The organism is Streptomyces sp. B8-7 (assembly GCF_058833805.1).
Genome location: NZ_JBYRRL010000001.1, coordinates 925,974 through 946,015, shown reverse-complemented (window position 1 = coordinate 946,015; position 20,042 = coordinate 925,974). Strand labels below are relative to the sequence as shown.

The following is a 20,042-nucleotide window of genomic DNA, read 5'->3' as shown; positions in this document are numbered from 1 at the left end:
TCCGGGCTCTCCCAGTAGACGCCGGGGGCGGCCCGGCGGCATCTCAAACCCGCCGTGATCCCGCCGTGCGGGGGACACCCGCGGCCGGGGCGGCCCGCAGCCCTCCGGCCCTCCGGCCTCCGGCGGTCAGGCGGGACCGGGGTCCGCGGAGCCGGAGTCGGCGGGACCGGAGCCCGCGGAGCCGGAGCCCGCGGGACCGGAGCCCGCGGGACCGGAGCCCGCGGAGCCGGAGTCCGGTCCTGCGGACTCCGCCATCTCCCAGAGCAGCAGCTCCGCGGAGGTCACCGCGGTCGCGGTGACGCCGTCGGCGCCGGTGATCCGCGCCGAGTCCCCCGCGCCGAGCACCGCCCCGGCGTCACCGTCCAGGATCTCCGCCTCGCCGCGCACGACATGGACGTACAGGTACGGCGTGCCGGGGACGGCCGTGCGCTCGCCCGGGGCCAGCCGCCGCACGTGCAGCAGGGCGCCGGCCTCGGGGACGGCGTACGGGGTGGAGTCGGCGATGCCGGTCACGGTGCGGTAGGCCGGCTCACCGCCGGGGTCGAGGGGCGCCAGCCACATCTGAAGGAACGTCAGCGGGGTGGCGCCGTCGTTGCGCTCGACGTGGCGCACACCGGCGGCCGCGCTGAGGTGCTGCACGTCGCCCGGACGCACCCGTGTCTCCCGCCCGGTGGAGTCGCGGTGCGTCAGCTCGCCCGCCACGACCCAGGTGACCAGCTCGGTGTGGCTGTGCGGATGCTCGGTGAAGCCGGCGCCGGGGGCGAGCCGCTCCTCGTTGCAGGCGACCAGCGCCCCGAAGCGGAGGTTGCCGGGGTCGTAGTGCGGGCCGAAGGAGAACGCGTGCCGGGTCGCGATCCCGGCCTCCGGCTCCCCGCCCGGGTAGCGCTCCGCGGCGCGCCGTACGTCCATCACGGACCCACGGTAGCCCCTCGCGGGACCGCCCCGGGGCCCCCGCAGGCCCCCCGTAGCGCATGCTCCCGTCCGGATAAGGCAGTCTTGTCCCCGTGCCCGAACCCGAAGCCCGCGCCTCCGACGCCGCACCGCACCCCGTCCACCCGCACGCGGCGACGCTGCGGCGACTGGAGAAGTCCTCCGGATCGCTCGCCGCCCAGGCCATCGCGCGGATGGACGAGACGCTGCCGTGGTACCGGGCGATGCCGCCGGAGAACCGCTCCTGGATCGGGCTCGTCGCCCAGGCGGGCATCGCCGCGTTCACCGAGTGGTTCCGGCGCCCGGACGCCCCGCAGGCGATCTCCACCGACGTCTTCGGCACCGCCCCGCGCGAGCTGACCCGGGCGATCACCCTGCGCCAGACCGTGGAGATGGTGCGCACCACCATCGAGGTGATGGAGAGCGCGATCGAGGAGGTCGCCGCGCCCGGCGACGAGCGCGTGCTGCGCGAGGCGCTGCTGGTCTACGCCCGGGAGATCGCCTTCGCCACCGCCCAGGTGTACGCGCAGGCCGCCGAGGCACGCGGTGCCTGGGACGCGCGCCTGGAGTCGCTGGTGGTGAACGCCGTGCTGAGCGGCGAGGCGGACGAAGGCGCCGTCTCGCGGGCGGCGGCGCTGGGCTGGAACGCGCCGGAGCACGTGTGCGTGGTGCTGGGCACGGCACCCGACGGGGACTCCGAACTGACCGTGGAGGCGATCCGGCGGGCCGCCCGGCACGCCAAGCTGCAGGTACTGACCGGGGTGCTCGGCGACCGGCTGGTGGTGATCGCGGGCGGCAGCGACAACCCGCTGGGCGTGGCCCGGTCGCTGATCGGCCCGTACGCCGCCGGGCCGGTCGTCGCCGGGCCGGTGGTGCCCGACCTGCTGGCCGCCACCCGGTCCGCGCAGGCCGCCGCGGCCGGCCTCAAGGCGTGTTCCGCCTGGCAGGACGCCCCGCGGCCGGTGCTGGCGGACGATCTCCTGCCGGAGCGGGCGATCGCCGGAGACCCGAGCGCGCGCGAGCAGTTGGTGGAGGAGATCTACAGACCGCTGGAGGAGGCCGGTTCGGCGCTGCTGGAGACCCTCAGCGTCTACCTGGAACAGGCGAGCAGCCTGGAGGGTGCCGCACGGATGCTTTTTGTGCACCCCAACACCGTGCGCTACCGGCTTCGACGTGTGACTGACGTCACTGGCTGGTCGCCGTCGGATGTTCGGTCGGCGTTCACGCTGCGGATCGCGCTGATCCTGGGACGTCTGGCCGACGGCGACCTCCCTCTGTAGCGCTTTGTGGGAAGTCCACAAAACCCCTTCGCGTTCTTCGTCCTAGTCCCCACGGGCGGCTCCGCCCGTCCACAAGAGAGAGTGTGAGAGTGTTCGTACTCGTCGCTCCCGGCCAGGGCGCCCAGACGCCCGGCTTCCTGACCCCCTGGCTCGAACTGCCCGGCGCCGCCGACCGGCTGGCCGCCTGGTCCGACGCCATCGGGCTGGACCTCGCCCACTACGGCACCAAGGCCGACGCCGACGCGATCCGCGACACGGCCGTGGCGCAGCCGCTGCTGGTCGCCGCCGGACTGCTGTCCGCCGCGGCACTCGGTGACATCGCACCGGGCGCGGTCGCCGGCCACAGTGTCGGCGAGATCACCGCCGCCGCCTTCGCCGGGGTGCTGGACGACACCGCCGCGCTCACCCTGGTGCGCCGGCGGGGCCTGGCCATGGCCGAGGCCGCGGCGGTCACCGGGACGGGCATGTCGGCGCTGCTGGGCGGCGACCCCGAGGTGTCCGTGGCGCATCTGGAGAAGCTGGGCCTGACCCCGGCGAACGTCAACGGTGCCGGCCAGATCGTGGCCGCGGGCACGCTGGAGCAGCTCGCCGCGCTGGCCGAGGACAAGCCGGAGGGCGTCCGCAAGGTCGTTCCGCTGAAGGTGGCCGGCGCCTTCCACACGCACCACATGGCCCCCGCGGTCGACGCGCTGGCCGAGGCGGCCGAGGAGCTGTCCCCGGCCGACCCGAAGGTCTCCTACGTCTCCAACAAGGACGGCCGCACCGTCGCCGACGGCACCGAGGTGCTCTCCCGCCTGGTCGGCCAGGTCGCCAACCCGGTCCGCTGGGACCTGTGCATGGAGACGTTCAAGGAGCTCGGGGCGACGGCGCTGATCGAGGTCTGCCCCGGCGGTACGCTGACCGGTCTGGCCAAGCGGGCGCTGCCGGGTGTGGCGACGCTGGCCCTGAAGACCCCCGACGACCTCGACGCGGCCCGCGCACTGCTGGCCTCCGCGGCGGACTCCGCTGCGGCGGGCGCCTGACCCCGTCCCCCGAAGGAGCCGAACGGACATGTCGAAGATCAAGCCCGCCAAGGGCGCCCCGTACGCGCGGATCCTGGGCGTGGGCGGCTACCGGCCGACCCGGGTCGTCCCCAACGAGGTGATCCTCGAGAAGATCGACTCCTCCGACGAGTGGATCCGTTCGCGCTCCGGCATCCAGACCCGGCACTGGGCCGGTGAGGACGAGACGGTCGCCGCGATGTCCGTGGAGGCGTCCGGCAAGGCCGTCGCCGACGCGGGGATCACCGCCGAGCAGATCGGCGCGGTGATCGTGTCGACGGTCTCGCACTTCAAGCAGACCCCGGCGGTCGCCACCGAGATCGCCGACAAGCTCGGCACGGACAAGGCGGCCGCGTTCGACATCTCGGCCGGCTGCGCGGGCTTCGGCTACGGCCTGACCCTCGCCAAGGGCATGATCGTCGAGGGGTCCGCGGAGTACGTCCTGGTCATCGGCGTCGAGCGGCTGAGCGACCTGACCGACCTGGAGGACCGCGCGACGGCGTTCCTGTTCGGGGACGGCGCGGGCGCGGTCGTCGTCGGCCCCTCGGACGTTCCCGCGATCGGCCCCACGGTCTGGGGCAGCGAGGGCGACAAGTCCGAGACCATCAAGCAGACCGTGCCGTGGACGGACTACCGCGACGGCGGTGTCGAGCGCTTCCCGGCCATCACGCAGGAAGGCCAGGCGGTCTTCCGCTGGGCCGTGTTCGAGATGGCGAAGGTCGCCAAGGAGGCGCTGGACGCCGCCGGGATCTCGCCCGACGAACTCGACGTCTTCATCCCGCACCAGGCGAACGAGCGGATCATCGACTCGATGGTGAAGACCCTCAGACTGCCGGAGTCCGTCACGGTGGCCCGTGACGTGCGCACCACCGGCAACACCTCGGCCGCCTCGATCCCGCTCGCGATGGAGCGGCTCCTGGCGACCGGGGAGGCGAAGAGCGGCGACACCGCGCTCGTCATCGGCTTCGGGGCGGGTCTCGTCTACGCCGCCACGGTCGTTACCCTCCCCTAGGCACACCGCCACACCCTCTGAAACATCTACGAAGGAGCGCCGACATGGCCGCCACTCAGGAAGAGATCGTCGCCGGTCTCGCCGAGATCGTGAACGAGATCGCCGGCATCCCGGTCGAGGACGTCCAGCTGGACAAGTCCTTCACCGACGACCTGGACGTCGACTCGCTGTCCATGGTCGAGGTCGTCGTCGCCGCCGAAGAGCGCTTCGACGTCAAGATCCCGGACGACGACGTCAAGAACCTGAAGACCGTCGGTGACGCCACCGAGTACATCCTCAAGCACCAGGCCTGATCAGCCGATCACTGCTTTGGGCTGACTGCCCCGCCACCCGGCGGTGGCGCCGCTGATTCCTCGAATCTGGAGAAAGTATTCCCGTGAGCTCGACCAATCGCACCGTGGTCGTCACCGGTATCGGCGCAACCACACCGCTGGGTGGCGACGTGGCCTCCACCTGGGAGGGCCTGGTTGCCGGCAAGTCCGGTGTCCGGCCCCTGGAGCAGGAGTGGGCCGCCGAGCAGGCGGTCCGCATCGCCGCCCCGGTCGCCGTGGAGCCGACCGAGGTCATTCCCCGGCCGCAGGCCCGCCGCCTCGACCGCTCCGCGCAGTTCGCGCTGATCGCGGCTCAGGAGGCCTGGCGGGACGCCGGCTTCACCACCAAGGCCGGAGAGAACGGCGAGGACGGCAACGACGTCGACCCCGACCGTCTGGGCGCGGTCATCGCCTCCGGCATCGGCGGCGTGACGACGCTCCTCGGCCAGTACGACGTGCTCAAGGAGAAGGGCGTCCGCCGCGTCTCCCCGCACACCGTCCCCATGCTCATGCCGAACAGCCCGTCGGCGAACGTCGGTCTGGCCGTGGGCGCCCGCGCGGGCGTGCACACGCCGGTCTCCGCGTGCGCGTCCGGCGCCGAGGCGATCGGCTACGCCATCGAGATGATCCGCTCCGGCCGCGCCGACGTGGTCGTCGCCGGCGGCACCGAGGCGGCGATCCACCCGCTGCCGATCGCCGCGTTCGGCAACATGATGGCGATGTCCAAGAACAACGACGACCCGCAGGGCGCCTCGCGTCCCTACGACGTCGCCCGCGACGGCTTCGTCCTGGGTGAGGGAGCCGGTGTCGTCGTCCTGGAGTCCGCCGAGCACGCCGCCCGGCGCGGCGCCCGGGTGTACGCCGAGGCCGTCGGGCAGGGCATCTCCGCCGACAGCCACGACATCGTGCAGCCGGAGCCGGAGGGGCGGGGCATCTCGCACGCCCTGCAGAACCTGCTCGACAACACCGACCTGGACCCGGCGGAGATCGTGCACGTCAACGCGCACGCGACGTCCACCCCGGCCGGTGACATCGCCGAGCTGAAGGCGCTGCGCAAGGTGTTCGGCGAGGACGCCGACCACATGGCGGTGTCCGCGACCAAGTCGATGACGGGGCACCTGCTCGGCGGCGCCGGCGGTGTCGAGACCGTCGCGACCGTGCTCGCCCTGTACCACCGGGTGGCCCCGCCCACCATCAACGTCGAGAACCTCGACCCCGAGGCGGAGGCCAACGCCGACGTCGTCCGGGGCGAGGCCCGCAAGCTGCCCGTCGAGGGCCGTATCGCCGCGCTGAACGACTCGTTCGGCTTCGGCGGGCACAACGTGGTCCTGGCGTTCCGGACGGTCTGACGGACGCCGTCGCACCGACACGTCGAGCGGCCCGGACTCCTCGGAGTCCGGGCCGCTTCGTGTGCTGTGCCGACCCCGCCGTGGGGCCGCCGGGCGGCCCGCGGCGGGGGCTTCTGCGTCCGGGAGAGGCGGCCCGTGCCGACAGGACCGGGCCGGCCGGGGCGGGCCGGGGCGGGCCGGTGCGGACGGCTGACGGCCGGGCGGGCGGGCGGGCGGTGCGAACGGCCCGGGCGGGCGATACGCGGGGCCGGGCGGGCGGGCGGTACGGCCCGGGCGGGCGGGCCGGCACGGACCGCTGAGGCGGTCGTACGAGCCCGCGCGGACGGGGAGGGCCGGGCGGGCCCGGTGCGGACGGGGACGCGCTCAGACCACCTGGTGCAGCCAGCGGACCGGGGCGCCCTCGCCGGCGTACCGGAACGGCTCCAGCTCGTCGTCCCAGGGCTTGCCCAGCAGCCGGGTCAGTTCGGCCTCCAGCTCGGTCTCGCCGCGCCGACTGCGCAGCAGCGCCGCGCGCAGCCGGTCCTCGGGGATGAGGATGTCGCCGTGGATACCGGTGACGGCGTGGAAGATGCCGAGGTCGGGGGTGCAGCTGTAGCGCTCGCCCTCGCTGGTGGCGCTGGGCTCGGCGGTGACCTCGAAGCGCAGCAGGTGCCAGCCGCGCAGCGCGGAGGCCAGCTTGGAGGCCGTGCCGGGCTCGCCCTGCCAGGAGAACTCCGACCGCCAGGTGCCGGGCGCGGCGGGCTGACGGATCCAGTCGAGGTTGACGCGGGTGCCCAGCACTCCGGCGACGGCCCACTCCACGTGCGGGCACAGCGCGCGCGGAGCGGAGTGCACGTACAGAACTCCACGTGTCGTCACCGGGACCTCCGGGCAGAGCAGGACAGGCGGGCCGAGCGGGTGGCAGGACAGCCACGCTGATGGCGAGGCTACCGTGCGCCGGGGCAAGGAGTGTGACGTACCGTCGGTCCCGGCGCCCGGAAACCCGCACCATTCACCCGGCAGGACGCCTGCGCGTGGGCGGACCGTCACGGCCCGCGCGTCCGGGAACCCCCGGACGTTGTCATGGTGGGGGCCGTGTGCGGAGGCGGCCCCGTCCGTCGGCCGAGAGGACCGGTGAGGATGCGCGAGCGGAGACGGATCGTGACGGGGGTCGCGGCGGGCGTGGCGGCGGCCGTCGCGGGGGTCGTGGGGGTCGTGGGGGTCGCGGCCTGCGACGCCGGGGGCGGGGACTCCGCCCCGTCCGGCACCCGGGCCGCACCCGCCCGGCCGACGCCGACGCCCGTGTGGAACCGCAGCCCGCGCTCGGTCGCGGCGGTCGGCGACTCCATCACGCGCGCCTTCGACGCGTGCGGGGTGCTGTCCGACTGCCCCGAGGCGTCCTGGGCCACCGGCAGCCGCCCGGACGTGGACTCGCTCGCCGTGCGGCTGCTGGGTCCGGCGCGGGCGGCCGGGCACAGCTGGAACTACGCCGTGTCCGGGGCCCGGATGGCGGATCTGCCGCGGCAGATGGCGGCCGCCGTGACCCGCTCCCCGGAACTGGTCACCGTGATGGCCGGGGCCAACGACGCCTGCCGGGAGACCCCGGAGCGGATGACGCCCGTGGCCGCGTTCCGGGCGTCCTTCGAGGAGACGCTGAGCACCCTGCGCCGGTCACTGCCCCGTGCGCAGATGTACGTGGCGAGCGTGCCCGACCTCAAACGGCTGTGGGCCCAGGGCCGCACCAGCGAGCTGGGCCGGCAGGTGTGGAAGCTGGGCGTGTGCCCGTCGATGCTGGGCGACGCGGAGTCGCTGGACGAGGCGGCGGTGCAGCGCCGGGAGACCGTGCGACGCCGCGTGGAGGCGTACAACGAGGCGCTGCGGGAGGTGTGCGCGCGGGACACGCGCTGTCGCTTCGACGGCGGCGCGGTGTACGCGTACCGGTTCGGCACCGGGCAGTTGAGCCGGTGGGACCGCTTCCACCCGAGCGTCGACGGACAGGCCCGCCTCGCGGAGATCGCCTACCGGACCGTCACCGCCCCCGAGCACTGAAGCACCCGCGCCCGTCACCACGACCGCACCGGAACGTGGTCCGGCGGGATCCGGCGGGATCCGGCGGGATCCGGCGGGATCCGGCGGGATCCGGCGGGATCCGGCGGGATCCGGCGGGATCCGGCGGGCGCGGGTGCCGCCGCGGTCCGGCCGGACGCTGCCGGGCGGGCGGCGGAAGCCCTCACCCGGGCGCGTCCCCGTCGGCGTTTCGCTGCATGCGGCTCCACGGTGATCCGGGAGGTGGCGCCGACGGCCGATACGACGGAAGCCGCGCCGACGGTCAACTCCGGCCGTGAGGGGCCCGGGCGGGGGTGTCGTTCGTGGCCGCAGACGGGGGCGCGTCGTAGTCGGTGCCGTGGGGGACAGGGGGCGTGTCGGCGGCCGGGTCGGCGGCCGGGTCGGCGGCCGGGTCGGCGGCCGGGTCGGTGGGGGTGGGCTCGCCGAGGAGGTCGCGGGCCATGAGGGTGGCGCCGGCGACCGCGCCGGGCATCAGGAAGACCGCGACGAAGGGGACGAGGAAGGCCAGACCCAGAGGCGTGCCGAAGCCCCAGGCCAGTGTTCTGCGGGTGCGGAGCAGGCGGAGCCGTTCGCGCAGTTCGACGCCCCGGCGCTGGAGCGCGACGGCGGTCAGCTCCTCGGTGAGGAAGAAGCCGGTGACGAGGAAGCCGACCGCGGGGACGACGGTCTGTCCGGCGACAGGCACGAAGCCCAGTGCGAACAGCAGCACGCCCCAGCAGGAGGCGCGCAGCAGGATCCGCAGGCTGTCCCGGGCCGAGATCCACAGGTCCCGGATCAGCGGCAGCCCCGACTCGGGTGCGGTGCCGTCGGGGGACACGTCCCGGTCGACCGCCTCCGACAGGCTGTCGTAGAAGGGCTGTCCGACGAGCAGCGTCACGGCGGTGAAGGTCAGTACGGCCAGCAGCAGGCCCAGCGCGAACAGCACGACGGTGAGGAAGCCGCGGAACAGGCCGTTCCAGGGGCTCGACCAGTCGTCGGCGAACGGCGTCGCCCACGCCACGGCGTCAGCGCCCCACACGGCGAGGGCGACCAGCGCGGCGACGTACAGCACGAGGGTGATCAGTCCCGGCAGCAGGCCGAAGCCGTACCGCCTGCCGTGCTGGGCCACCCAGCGCTGGCCCTTGACGAGATAACCGAAACCGGCCCCCAGATCGCGCATGTCCCGCACTCTACCGGCCGACTTCGCGGGTCCGGCGGGACGCCCTCGGCGCACGCGCAGGCGCACGACCGGCCGGACGGACGGACACGACGGCGGCCCGGACGCCCGCAGAAAGGGCACCCGGCGCCCCGCCGCTCACCAGGCCTCTTCCTCCCCGGCGGCACGGCGGAGCGCGAGTGCTACAACAGGCGCATGCCGCAAGAATCCTTCCACGCCCCCTCAGGACTCCGGCCGCACCGGGTGGCCGTCCTCGTGGACGAGAACACCAACCCCTTCGAACTCGGCTGCGCCACCGAGCTCTTCGGCCTGCCCCGACCCGAACTGGGCCGCGATCTGTACGACTTCACCCTCTGCACGCCTCACGACCGCACCGTGATGCGCGACCGCTTCTTCACCCTCTCCGGAACGGCGGGCCTGGAAGCGGCCGAGTCCGCCGACACCCTGGTCGTCCCGAGCCGGCCCGAGGCCGGCCGGCCCCGCCACCCCGACCTGCTGGACGCCCTACGCCGCGCCCACGCCCGGGGGGCGCGCCTGGTCTCCTTCTGCACCGGGGTGTTCGCGCTGGCCCAGGCCGGCGTGCTCGACGGGCGCCGGGCCACCACCCACTGGCAGAGTGCGGACCTGCTGCGCTCCCGCCACCCCGCGGTCCGCGTCGAGCCCGACGTCCTCTTCGTCGACGACGGCGACATCCTCACCTCGGCGGGCAGCGCCGCGGCACTGGACCTCGGTCTGCACATCATCCGCCGGGACCACGGTGCGGAGACCGCCAACACCATCAGCCGCCGGCTCGTCTTCCCCGCCCACCGCGACGGCGGGCAGAAGCAGTTCATCGAACGCCCCATGCCCGATCTGCCCGACGAGTCGCTGGCCCCGCTGCTCGCCTGGGCCCAGGAACGGCTCGGCACCCCCCTCACCGTGGCGGACCTCGCGACCGAGGCGGCCGTCAGCACCACCACCCTGCACCGCCGCTTCCGCGCCCAGCTCGGCACCACACCACTGGCCTGGCTGACGGCGGAACGCGTCACCCTCGCCCGCCGGCTGCTCGAACGCGGGGACACCCGCATCGACGCCGTCGCCCGCCACAGCGGGCTCGGCACCCCGGCCAACCTCCGCACGCTGCTGCGCCGTGAGACCGGGCTGACCCCCTCGGCCTACCGGCAGCGCTTCGGCACGGAGACGGAGCCGGGTGCCCGGACGTGACGGGTCCGGGCACGGACGGGGGCCGCACCCCACGTCCAAGGGTGCGGCCCCCGTCGTACGCAACGACCGGCGTCAGGCCAGCGTCACGGTGATGTTCCCGCGCGTCGCCTTCGAGTACGGGCAGATCTCGTGAGCCTTCTTGATCAGGGACGCGGCCGTCTCGGGGTCGGCCCCGGGGATCTCGGCCGAGATCTCGACGACGAGGCCGAAGCCGTCCCCGTTCTTGCCGATGCCGACCTTCGCGGTGACGGTCGAGCCGGAGACGTCGGCGCCCTCCTCGCGGGCGGCCACGCCGAGTGCGCCCTGGAAGCAGGCGCTGTAGCCGGCGGCGAACAGCTGCTCCGGGTTGGTGCCGCTGCCACTGCCGCCGAGCGCGACGGGCGGGTTGACGACGACGTCGAGCCGGCCGTCGTCGGTGGCGACACGGCCGTCGCGGCCGTTCTCGGCGGTGGCGACGGCCGTGTACAGGACGTCGGACTGCTGAATGGGCATGCGGTGGTCTTCCTCCTCGTCCGCCGTGACTCGCGCCCACGATCGACGGCGGTTTCGGAAAGAAGTTACCGCATGACGGAAACTCTTCACCAGAGCCTGGGCCGCTCCGCCCGCCCCACCGGGCGGGCCGGCGGGGCCGGAGGGCGATGAGGCGCGGCGGGCGGTGCGGCGAGCGGCGCGATGCGGCCCGACGTGCAGGACCGGCCGCCTCGGCCCGCCGACCCGCGGCCCCCGCCGCCCCGGCCGCCCCGGCCGGGCGACGCAGGGTCACGCGGACCGGGCGACCCGGCCGGGCGACCTGGCCGGGCGACCTGGCCGGGCGACCTGGCCGGGCGACCTGGCCGGGTGACCTGGCCGGGTGACCTGGCCAAAGAGGCGCTCAGAGCTTGACGATCATCTTTCCGGTGTTGTCGCCCCGCAGCACGCCCAGGAACGCCTCCAGGTTGCTCTCGATGCCCTGGGTGACGGTCTCGCGGTACTTCAGCGCGCCCGAGGCGACCCAGGGGCCGACCTCCTGGACGAACTGGGGCTGGAGGTCGTAGTGGTCGCTGACCAGGAGGCCCTCCATACGGCCGCGGGTCTGGATCAGCCGGGCGAGGTTGCGCGGGCCGGGGGCGGGCTCGGTGTCGTTGTAGACCGAGATCATGCCGCACACCGCGATGCGGCCGCCCTGGTTCAGGGAGCCGATCGCGGCCTCCAGGTGGTCGCCGCCGACGTTGTCGAAGTACACGTCGACACCGTCCGGGGCGGCCTCGCGCAGCTGGTCGGCGACGCGGCCGTTCTTGTAGTTGAAGGCGGCGTCGAAGCCGTACTCCTCGACCAGCAGCTTGACCTTCTCGTCCGACCCGGCCGAGCCGATCACCCGCGAGGCGCCCTTCAGCTTCGCGATCTGCCCGACCTGGCTGCCGACGGCCCCCGCGGCGCCGGAGACGAACACCGAGTCGCCCTCCTTGAGCGCGGCCGTGCGCAGCAGTCCCGCGTAGGCGGTCAGGCCGGGCATGCCGAGGACGCCGAGGTACGTCGACAGCGGCGCGGCCGCGGGGTCGACCTTCACGGCCTGCCCGGCGTCCAGGACGGCGTACTCGCGCCAGCCGAGGAAGTGCAGCACATGGTCGCCGACCGCGACGCCCTCCGCGTTCGAGGCGACGACCTCGCCGACCGCGCCTCCCTCCATGACCCGCCCCAGCTCGTAGGGGGCGACGTAGGACTTGGCGGCGCTCATCCGGCCGCGCATGTACGGGTCGACGGACAGGTACGCGTTGCGGACCAGGATCTGACCCTCGGCCGGCGTCGGGACCTCGGTCTCCACCAGCGCGAAGTCCTCGGGCTTGGGCCAGCCGACGGGACGGCTGAGCAGGTGCCATTCACGGTTGATCACGGGGGGTGCCTTTCGGGATCGCCTCGGCGGAGTACTTCAGTAACTGAAACAACCATGCAGGTGAATATTTCATGTTGTCAAGTAATGCGGGTAAGGTGGAGGCATGGCCCATCCCCCACAGCCCCGCCCCGACGAGCTGACCCTGGAGGTCGTCGACCTCATCGGCTCGGTCGTCGCCCGCTACCACGAGGAGTACGAGCAGGCCGCCGCCGGGCACGCGCTGACCGGGGCGCAGGCCAGGCTGCTCGGACTGCTCGCGCTGGAGGCCCTGCCGATGCGGAAGCTGGCGCAGCGGCTGAAGTGCGAGCCGTCGAACGTCACCGGCATCGTGGACCGGCTGGCGGCCCGCGGCCTCGTGGAGCGTCGGCCCGACCCGGCGGACCGGCGGGTCAAGGTCGCCGTCGTCACCGCCGAGGGCCGGCAGGTGGCCCGCAGCCTGCGCGACTCGCTGCGCTTCGCGAGGGAGCCCCTGGCCGGACTGTCCGTGGAGGAGCGCATCGCCCTGCGCGGGCTGCTGCGGCGGATGCTCGACGCACCGGAGTAGGGAGCCCGCCCGGCGGCCGCCCGGAGTGCCGCGCGGCGTGCCGCCCGGAGTGCCTCGCGGGGTGCCTCGCGGCGTGCCGCGTGGCCCGGCTCACGTTCCCCGCGAGGTGAACATCACCGCTGCCGTCTCCGTATGGAGAGGCGGCCCGCGCTCCCCCGCGCGGGCCGTCCACCGACGGAGGTTCCCTTGACCGGCAACGTCACCTCGCTGTTCCGCGGCACGGCGGCGCACAGCCCGTCGATGGCGGCGCTGACCCGCGAGGGCGGTGACGAGTCCGGTCCGGTGGACTTCTGCATCCCGTGCAACCCCTACTTCCCCACCCCGGCGATGTTCGAGGAGATGGCGGCCCGGCTGCGGGACATCATCACCTACTACCCGAGCGGCGCCGACACCATCACCGCCGAACTGTGCGCCCTGCTCGGCCTTCCCCCGCAGTGCGTGGCGATGGGCAACGGCTCCACGGAGCTGATCACCTGGATCGACCACCTGCTCGTCCGGGAGTCCCTCGGCATCCCCGTCCCCACCTTCGGCCGCTGGACCGACCAGCCGATGGAGACCGGCAAGCGGGTGGACATGTTCCCGCTCCAGGAGTCCGGCGGCTTCGCCCTCGACCTCGCCCAGTACGCCGCGTTCCTGCGGGCCCGCGGCACCCGCGTCGCGGTGCTGTGCAACCCCAACAACCCCGACGGCGGGTTCCTGCCCCGGCACCTGGTCGTGCAGTTCATGGACGCCATGGCCGATCTCGACCTCGTCGTGGTGGACGAGAGCTTCCTGGAGTTCGCCGACGCCGAGGCCGACCCGTCGGTGGTGCAGGAGGCCATGCTGCGGCCCAACGTGATCGTGCTGCGCAGCCTCGGCAAGAACTTCGGCCTGCACGGCATCCGCTTCGGCTACCTCGTCGCCAACCCCGCGCTGGCCGGCCGGGTCCGTTCCATGCTGCCGAAGTGGAACCTCAACTCCTTCGCCGAGCACGTGGTGTTCATGCTGCGGGAGCACGGCGCGGAGTACGCGCAGAGCCTCCAGCAGGTCCGCCGCGACCGGATGGAGATGTCCGGCGCCCTGTCCGCGCTGCCGGGCCTCACCGTCTATCCCTCCCAGGGCAACTTCCTCTTCGTGCGCCTGCCCGTCGGAGCCGAGGGAACCGTGGTCCGCGACCGGCTGCTCACCGAGCACCGGCTCCTGGTCCGCGAGTGCGGCAACAAGATCGGCTCCTCCAGCCGCTTCCTGCGTCTCGTGGTGCGCCCCCAGGTCGACGTGCGTCGCCTGGTGTCCGGCCTGGAACAGGTGCTCTACGGGACCAGGAGGGGAGCGGCCGCCGTCCCCGAGCCGGGCAACGGGACCAGCTACAGCTCGGGGACGGCGGCCGTGGACCGGCTGGTCAGCGCCACCAACGGAGCCGGGCTGCGGGCCGCCCCGCCCCAGTCCCTCCCGCCGGAGCCCGCCGCGGCGCCCCCGCAGCCCGTCGGGGCGGGCGCGCCTCCACAGCCGGCGGCCGTGCCCGCTGCGCCACAGCCGGTGGCCGTGCCCGCTGCGCCGCAGCCGGCGGCCGCGCCGGCCTCCCCGCAGCCCGTCGGCGCCCTCGCGGCGCCCCAACAGCTCACCCCGGCGCCGCAGCTCGCCGCGCCCGCGCAACTCGGCCCGCCCGCGCAGCTCGCCGCGCCCGCGCATCCGGCCCCGCCCGTCTCCGCCGCCCTGCCGCAGGCCGGCCCGTTCGTGCAGCCGGAGCCGGTCCTCCCCCAGCCGGTCCCGGCGCTCGGCCCCGTGCCGGTCCCCCGGCCGGATCCGGCCCCGGGGCCGGTGCCCGCCCCCCAGCCGGTGCCCGCGGCCGGGCTCACCCCGCCGGGCGTTCCCGCACAGGGCGGACTGACCGCCGCCGAGGTCAGAGGCACGAACGGCCTCACGCCCGCCCCCGCGACCGGCTGGCCGCACACGGGCGGACCGGACGCCTACCCCAGCTGGCCCGCGGCGGCCGGATAGCGCCCGGACCCGCGGGACGGCCCCGCCGAAGTCCCCCGTCGGCGGGACGGCCCCCGTCGAACCGCCCCGCGGCCCTCCACCCGCGCACCGCTCCCCGCGCGCCTCCCCCCGCGCCTCCCTCAACCGCCGCACCCCGTCCCCCGGCGGGCCGCGGCACCCGGCCGCGGCCCGCCCCACCGCCGTACGCACGCCGTCGGCGGCAGCACCGTACGCCCCTCAACGGCCCGGCCCGGGCCGGTTCCCCTCCGCCGGGCCGGCCGGTCGCGGCGGATGCCGGCCGGCCGGGCAGGTCCCTCCGCGCTACGGACCGGACCGTGCCGCGGCCGCCGCCGTGAGCAGCGCCTCCGTCTCCGGGTGGGATCCCCGTCGCGCCCACTCCAGCGGGGTGTACCCGGTCCCGGCGTCCTCCCGCAGCAGCGGGTCGGCACCCCCCTCCAGCAGCGCCCGCACCGCGTCGGTGTGGCCCCAGCAGGCGGCCCCGCACAGGGGGGTGCCCTCGCTGCCGTGCCCGCTCTCGGTGTCGGGGCCGGCGCCCGCGGCCAGCAGCAGCCGCACCAGGCCGGCGCTGCCGTTGACCGACGCCTGGTAGAGCGGGGTCGTCCCGTCCGGGTCGGCCGCCTGTGGATCGGCCCCGGCCCGCAGCGCCGCCCGCACCCCGTCGAGGTCCTCCAGCAGCACGGCCGTCACCAGCCGGCGGGCCAGCTTCTTGCTTCTGCGCCTGTTCACAGCCGCCGACCCTACGGCGCGGGCCCGGCCCCGTCCTCGGCTTTTCGCGCCGCCTCCCCGCCCGAGGCCCGCCCGCCCCGGGGCCCGCTCGGCCGGCGCCCCCTTCCCCAGCACCCGCCGCCCGCGCCCCTTCTGCCGCCCGCTCCCGCTGCCCGGCCCCTCCTGCGTAGGCCGTTCGCCCGGATACCGGCCGCGCCGACCCCCGTACCGGGTAATCCTCCGTGGCGAGCCGGGCGGGCGGCCGCCGGGCGGCTGCCGCCTGGACACAATGACCGCTCACGCGCCCCTCACGGACCGTCAGGGAGGCTCCCATGGAGCTGAGCAGACGCACCTTCCACACCCTCGCCGGCGCCGCCGCCCTGAACCTCGCCTGGGACGGGACACCGGCGGCCGCGCACACCGCGGACCGGCCCGCGGGACCGCCCGAGGCCGCCGGCCCGGACGCCGGGCGCCGCGCCGTCCGCGCCGAACCGCCCGCCGCCGACGGCCTCCGCCACACCGTCGGCTTCGACCGCCACTCCCTCCTAGTCGACGGCGAGCGCCTGTTCGTCTGGTCCGGCGAGATGCACCCCTTCCGGCTGCCCAGCCCGTCCCTGTGGCGGGACGTGCTGCAGAAGATGCGCGCCTACGGCCACAACGCGGTGAGCGTGTACGTCGCCTGGAACGTCCACTCCGCCGCCCCCGGCCGCTACGACTTCACCGGCGTCCGGGACCTCGGCCTGTTCCTGCGCACGGCCGCCGAGTGCGGGCTGTTCGTGATCATGCGGCCGGGCCCGTACATCAACGCCGAGGTCGACGCCGGCGGCTTCCCCGGCTGGCTCACCGCGACCGCCGGCCGGGCCCGCACCGCCGACCCGGTCTACCTCGGCCACGTCGACGAGTGGTTCACGGCGGTGAACCGTGTCGTCGCCCGCCACCTGTACACACAGGGCACCGGCACCGTGCTGCTCTACCAGATCGAGAACGAGTACGACTCCTTCGTCGACGAGCCCGCCGGCCGCGACTACATGGCCCACCTGTACGCCAAGGTCCGTGCCGACGGCGTCGACGTGCCGCTGTTCCACAACGACAAGGGCCGCAACGGCCACTGGGTGCCCGGCTCGTTCGACACCGGTGTGGAGAAGGGGCGTTGGCTGTACGGCTTCGACGGGTATCCCAGCCCGTCCAAGACCCCGCCCGACTGGGGCCACTTCGGCATCGGAGGCGCCCGCGGGGGTGCCACCGCCAGCCCGGACACCCCCGGCTTCGTACCGGAGTTCGGCGGCGGCTGGTTCGACCCGTGGGGCGGGGTGTGGTTCCAGGGCAAGGGGTACGAGCAGGCGCGCCGCAACTGCGACGCCGCGTACGAGCGGCGCTTCTACCTCACCAACCTCGCCAACGGCATCACCCTGCACAACGTCTACATGACCTTCGGCGGCACCAGCTGGGGCTGGCTGCCCGCGCCCGCCGTCTACACGTCGTACGACTACGGCGCCGCGATCGACGAGGCCCGCCGGCCCACCGCCAAGCTGGTGCCCATGCACCAGCTCGGCCATCTGCTGCAGCGCGTCCCGGAACTCTCCCGGCTCGACCGGGCCGCGGACGTCACGGCGGCGGACGGGCGGGTCAAGGTGTACCACCTCACCGCCGCCGGCGACCTCACCGCCGCCGGCGACGACGGCCGGCGGGACGGCGGCGACACGCACGTGTACGTCCTGCGCAACGACAGCACCGGCACGGTCGCCACCACCCTCCCGGCCGGCGGCGTCGACCTGCCGGTCACCGTGCCCGGGCGGGACGCGCGGCTGCTGGCCGCCGGGCTGCGGCTGGGGCGGACCACGCTGAGGTACTCCTCCGCGCAGCCCATGCTGGGCCTCACCACCGGGCGCCAGGACGTCGTCGTCCTGACCGGTCGCCCGGGGGAGTCCACCCGAACCGCGCTGGAGTGGGCGGACGAGCCGGAGGTGCGGCTGCTGGAGGGGCGGGCGACCCACTCCCACGGGCAGGGCGTCCTGCGCGTCGACGCCGAACTCGGCGGCCTCACGCGCCTGCTGATCAGCGGCGGCCGGGCCCCCGCCCCCGTACTGCTGCTGCTCGCCGACGACGACACCTCGCTCCGGCTGTGGCCGTACGAGACACCCTCCGGGTCGGTCCTCGTGCACGGCCCCGCCCTGCTGCGCACGGCCGAGGCCGCCGGGGACACGCTGCACCTGACCGGGGACACGGTCGAGGAGGCCGCCCTGGAGGTGTGGGCGCCGCGCGGCATCCGGGAGGTCACCTGGAACGGGCGCGCCGTGCGCACCGCCGCCACCGCCTCCGGCAGCCTGCGCTCCGCCGCCCCGCTGCCCGGGGTCGGCGCCGTCCCGCTGCCCTCCCTGCGCGGGGGCTGGCGGCAGCGGCACGAGAACCCGGAGTCGGCGCCCGGCTTCGACGACTCCGCCTGGCGCCGCGCCGACCTCACCGCCTCCCGCAGCACCACCCCCGTGCCCGACGGGCAACCCGTGCTGTTCGCCGACGACTACGGCTTCCACTACGGCGACGTCTGGTACCGGGGCCGCTTCACCGGGGGCGCCGGCTCCGGCACCCTGTCCCTCGGCTACAGCACCGGCACCCAGGGCCTGCTGATGGCCTGGCTGGACGGGGAGCCGCTGGGGCACCACCGGATGCCCGTGCCGGAGGCCGCCACCGCACGCAAGGGGAGCTGGCAGGCCACGGCCCGGCTCGCGGTGCCCGAGCGGCTGCGCGGGCCCGGCGAGCATGTGCTGGCGGTGCTGGTGCGGCGGATGCAGCACGACATGGACGGCAGGTCCGAGGACACCCACAAGGTGGCCCGCGGCCTGACCGGCGTGGCCTTCGCCGGAGCGACACCGCGGATCGGCTGGCGGCTGCAGGGCGAGGCGGCCCACGACCCGGTGCGCGGGCCGCAGAACAACGGCGGCCTGTACGGCGAGCGGCGGGGCTGGCACCTGCCCGGCCATCCCGACGGGGACTGGACGTCCGTGCAGATGCCGGGCGCGGCCCGGCGGCAGGGCGTCACCTGGTACCGGCGGTCGTTCCGGCTGGACGTCGACCCCGGCACCGACGCCTCGATCGGCCTCGTCCTCGACGACGACCCGGCGCTCGCCTACCGCGCCCAGATCTTCCTCAACGGCTGGAACCTGGGCCAGTACATCAACGACGTCGGCCCGCAGCACACCTTCGCCCTGCCCAACGGCATCCTCCGCACCCGTGGCGCCAACACCCTCGCCCTCGCCGTGCTGTCCGACGGCACGACGGCCTCCGGGCCGGGCGAGGTACGGCTGGCGCTCCAGGGCGCGGCGGCGGGCGGGGTGCCGGTGGAACCGGTGGACTCACCCGGGATGTGAGGCGGCCCAGGGGCGGCGGCCGCCCCTCCGGGCGACGGGGTCCCGGTGACGGGGTGCTGCTCCCCGGGGGCGGCGTCGCTCCCGGGCCCGGCGCTGCCCCGAGTCGGCGGCGGCCGCGGTCTGCGGAGCGGGGGCGATGCCCCGAAGCCCACCGGGCGGGGCGGGCCCGCTGCCCGGACGCCCCGGTGAGCCGCCCACCCACGGCGCGCGGACCCGCCCCCACCCCCGGCGCGCTGAGCTGCCCTCACCCACGGCGCGCGGGCCTGCCCCGGCCGCCCGCGCCGGAGCCGTGCCACGCCGCGGAGCGGCATCTCGTGCGCAGGACGCACGGGTCCGCGCAGAAACGATCGTTCTTCGTTCGACAACGGCCCCCGGATCGAGTGACGCGGACCGTCCCGGCCACGTAGTCTCGAACAGCCCGCCGTACGGCGGGGGAAGGGGGCGTGATGGACAGCGCGGGGGCGCGCGGAAAGGCGGCCCGGTGGGCAGCGGCGCTGTGGCGGCCGAGATCGTCCTCCGCGATGCGCGCACTGGCCCGCGACCTCGGCGCCGCGCTCGGCGGCAGACCCGAGCGGCCGGCCGACGTGCGCGAGCTGTGCCGGGCCCTGTGCGAGGAGATGGGCGCGCGGCGCGGCGGGCGGCGCGTGGAGCTGCGGTTCGAACGGTTCCCCGACGAGATCGAGGTGACCGGGCTGTGCGTGGAGTTCCACGACTTCGACCTGGTGATCGTCGAGGAGCGGGCGGAGGCGTCCCAGCAACTGGTCATCCTCGGGCACGAGCTGTGGCACCTGCACGCCGGGCACCGCCACCACCACGGGGTCGGTGCGGCGGCCGCGGCGCGCGCGCTGGCCGGCTGGGGCGGGTCCGCGCTGGCGGTCGCCGCCCGCAACGGCTCCCGGCAGGCCGACGAGGCCCAGGCCGACGACTTCGGGCACCGCCTCGCCGCCGCGTTCCGCCCCCTGCTGGCGGCCGAGGGCCCGCGCCCGCGGACCCCGCTGGACCCGGTGCAGCGGTCCATGGGCTACCGGGGCCGGCGGTCCCCGCGGCACCGCACGGCACGGCACCCGGACCAGCCGGGCCCGGCGCCCGCGGACCGCGGTACGCCGGGGCCCCCGCGGCCGGAGCCGCATCCGGCGGCCCCGCACCCGGCTCCGTACGCCCACCGGCACCCGGAGGCGTGCTCGGGCCCGTACCCGGACCGGCAGCCCGGCCCGTCCTCGGGCCCGCCTCCGGTCCCGCACCCGGACCAGGGCG

General features: G+C 75.1%; 15 protein-coding genes and 2 pseudogenes. 11 read left to right on the top strand and 6 right to left on the bottom strand.

What is annotated here, in order from left to right:
• Positions 1–249: 249 nt before the first annotated feature.
• Positions 250–909 (bottom strand): annotated as a pseudogene (locus AC5K6T_RS03935) (pirin family protein); the annotation flags it as partial.
• Between the two features lie 95 nt (positions 910–1,004).
• On the opposite strand from AC5K6T_RS03935, the gene AC5K6T_RS03930 reads away from it, so the two are divergent.
• The 5 genes from AC5K6T_RS03930 to AC5K6T_RS03910 all read left to right on the top strand — a co-directional run bounded on the left by AC5K6T_RS03930 (position 1,005) and on the right by AC5K6T_RS03910 (position 5,922).
• Positions 1,005–2,210: a PucR family transcriptional regulator gene (locus AC5K6T_RS03930; protein WP_493205644.1), complete on the top strand. Its 1,206-nt coding sequence runs from the start codon at positions 1,005–1,007 to the stop codon at positions 2,208–2,210.
• A gap of 89 nt (positions 2,211–2,299) precedes the next feature.
• Positions 2,300–3,232, top strand: coding sequence for an ACP S-malonyltransferase (locus AC5K6T_RS03925; RefSeq protein ID WP_493207320.1), 933 nt, complete (start codon positions 2,300–2,302; stop codon positions 3,230–3,232).
• A 28-nt stretch (positions 3,233–3,260) separates the two neighbouring features.
• Positions 3,261–4,262, top strand: a complete 1,002-nt coding sequence (locus tag AC5K6T_RS03920) for a ketoacyl-ACP synthase III (protein WP_493205643.1) — start codon at positions 3,261–3,263, stop codon at positions 4,260–4,262.
• A gap of 44 nt (positions 4,263–4,306) precedes the next feature.
• Complete coding sequence (locus tag AC5K6T_RS03915) at positions 4,307–4,555, top strand: acyl carrier protein (protein ID WP_004988657.1); 249 nt, start codon at positions 4,307–4,309, stop codon at positions 4,553–4,555.
• Between the two features lie 83 nt (positions 4,556–4,638).
• A complete protein-coding gene (locus AC5K6T_RS03910) occupies positions 4,639–5,922 on the top strand; it encodes a beta-ketoacyl-[acyl-carrier-protein] synthase family protein (RefSeq protein WP_493205641.1) in 1,284 nt (427 codons plus the stop codon).
• Positions 5,923–6,285: 363 nt separating this feature from the next.
• On the opposite strand, the gene AC5K6T_RS03905 is transcribed toward AC5K6T_RS03910, so the two are convergent.
• Entirely contained in the window at positions 6,286–6,780 is a 495-nt protein-coding gene (locus AC5K6T_RS03905) for a DUF3145 domain-containing protein (RefSeq protein ID WP_493205639.1), read from the bottom strand.
• A 261-nt stretch (positions 6,781–7,041) separates the two neighbouring features.
• Here AC5K6T_RS03905 and AC5K6T_RS03900 point away from each other — a divergent pair, with 261 nt between their 5' ends.
• Positions 7,042–7,950, top strand: coding sequence for an SGNH/GDSL hydrolase family protein (locus tag AC5K6T_RS03900; protein WP_493205638.1), 909 nt, complete (start codon positions 7,042–7,044; stop codon positions 7,948–7,950).
• A 280-nt stretch (positions 7,951–8,230) separates the two neighbouring features.
• Here AC5K6T_RS03900 and AC5K6T_RS03895 read toward each other — a convergent pair whose 3' ends face one another.
• The gene (locus tag AC5K6T_RS03895; protein ID WP_493205636.1) at positions 8,231–9,127 is read right to left on the bottom strand and encodes an EI24 domain-containing protein; all 897 of its coding nucleotides are present in this window, start codon (positions 9,125–9,127) and stop codon (positions 8,231–8,233) included.
• 192 nt (positions 9,128–9,319) lie between these two features.
• Here AC5K6T_RS03895 and AC5K6T_RS03890 point away from each other — a divergent pair, with 192 nt between their 5' ends.
• A complete protein-coding gene (locus AC5K6T_RS03890; protein WP_493205634.1) occupies positions 9,320–10,327 on the top strand; it encodes a GlxA family transcriptional regulator in 1,008 nt (335 codons plus the stop codon).
• Between the two features lie 72 nt (positions 10,328–10,399).
• Here the strand turns inward: AC5K6T_RS03890 and AC5K6T_RS03885 are convergent, their stop codons facing one another.
• Positions 10,400–10,819 carry an organic hydroperoxide resistance protein gene (locus AC5K6T_RS03885; RefSeq protein WP_493205632.1) on the bottom strand — a complete coding sequence of 140 codons (420 nt, stop codon included), beginning with the start codon at positions 10,817–10,819 and terminating at the stop codon, positions 10,400–10,402.
• Positions 10,820–11,198: 379 nt separating this feature from the next.
• Positions 11,199–12,197: an NADP-dependent oxidoreductase gene (locus tag AC5K6T_RS03880; protein ID WP_493205630.1), complete on the bottom strand. Its 999-nt coding sequence runs from the start codon at positions 12,195–12,197 to the stop codon at positions 11,199–11,201.
• 103 nt (positions 12,198–12,300) lie between these two features.
• On the opposite strand from AC5K6T_RS03880, the gene AC5K6T_RS03875 reads away from it, so the two are divergent.
• Both AC5K6T_RS03875 and AC5K6T_RS03870 read left to right on the top strand, forming a co-directional pair.
• Positions 12,301–12,741: a MarR family winged helix-turn-helix transcriptional regulator gene (locus AC5K6T_RS03875; RefSeq protein WP_493205628.1), complete on the top strand. Its 441-nt coding sequence runs from the start codon at positions 12,301–12,303 to the stop codon at positions 12,739–12,741.
• Positions 12,742–12,927: 186 nt separating this feature from the next.
• Positions 12,928–14,718: a pyridoxal phosphate-dependent aminotransferase gene (locus tag AC5K6T_RS03870; RefSeq protein ID WP_493205626.1), complete on the top strand. Its 1,791-nt coding sequence runs from the start codon at positions 12,928–12,930 to the stop codon at positions 14,716–14,718.
• Positions 14,719–15,018: 300 nt separating this feature from the next.
• On the opposite strand, the gene AC5K6T_RS03865 is transcribed toward AC5K6T_RS03870, so the two are convergent.
• Positions 15,019–15,444 (bottom strand): ankyrin repeat domain-containing protein, encoded by a 426-nt coding sequence (locus tag AC5K6T_RS03865; protein ID WP_493205624.1) that lies wholly within the window; start codon positions 15,442–15,444, stop codon positions 15,019–15,021.
• A gap of 311 nt (positions 15,445–15,755) precedes the next feature.
• On the opposite strand from AC5K6T_RS03865, the gene AC5K6T_RS03860 reads away from it, so the two are divergent.
• Positions 15,756–18,788: a glycoside hydrolase family 35 protein gene (locus AC5K6T_RS03860; RefSeq protein WP_493205622.1), complete on the top strand. Its 3,033-nt coding sequence runs from the start codon at positions 15,756–15,758 to the stop codon at positions 18,786–18,788.
• A gap of 446 nt (positions 18,789–19,234) precedes the next feature.
• Positions 19,235–19,822 (top strand): annotated as a pseudogene (locus tag AC5K6T_RS03855) (toxin-antitoxin system, toxin component family protein); the annotation flags it as partial.
• Positions 19,823–20,042 lie beyond the last annotated feature (220 nt).

What these genes read in the sequence shown, in the direction of transcription:
- AC5K6T_RS03920 (WP_493205643.1), top strand. Translation starts at nt 3,261, where the DNA reads ATGTCGAAGATCAAGCCCGCCAAGGGCGCCCCGTACGCGCGGATCCTG.
- AC5K6T_RS03915 (WP_004988657.1), top strand. Translation starts at nt 4,307, where the DNA reads ATGGCCGCCACTCAGGAAGAGATCGTCGCCGGTCTCGCCGAGATCGTG.
- AC5K6T_RS03900 (WP_493205638.1), top strand. Translation starts at nt 7,042, where the DNA reads ATGCGCGAGCGGAGACGGATCGTGACGGGGGTCGCGGCGGGCGTGGCG.
- AC5K6T_RS03895 (WP_493205636.1), bottom strand. Translation starts at nt 9,127, where the DNA reads ATGCGCGATCTGGGGGCCGGTTTCGGTTATCTCGTCAAGGGCCAGCGC.
- AC5K6T_RS03890 (WP_493205634.1), top strand. Translation starts at nt 9,320, where the DNA reads ATGCCGCAAGAATCCTTCCACGCCCCCTCAGGACTCCGGCCGCACCGG.
- AC5K6T_RS03885 (WP_493205632.1), bottom strand. Translation starts at nt 10,819, where the DNA reads ATGCCCATTCAGCAGTCCGACGTCCTGTACACGGCCGTCGCCACCGCC.
- AC5K6T_RS03875 (WP_493205628.1), top strand. Translation starts at nt 12,301, where the DNA reads ATGGCCCATCCCCCACAGCCCCGCCCCGACGAGCTGACCCTGGAGGTC.
- AC5K6T_RS03860 (WP_493205622.1), top strand. Translation starts at nt 15,756, where the DNA reads ATGGAGCTGAGCAGACGCACCTTCCACACCCTCGCCGGCGCCGCCGCC.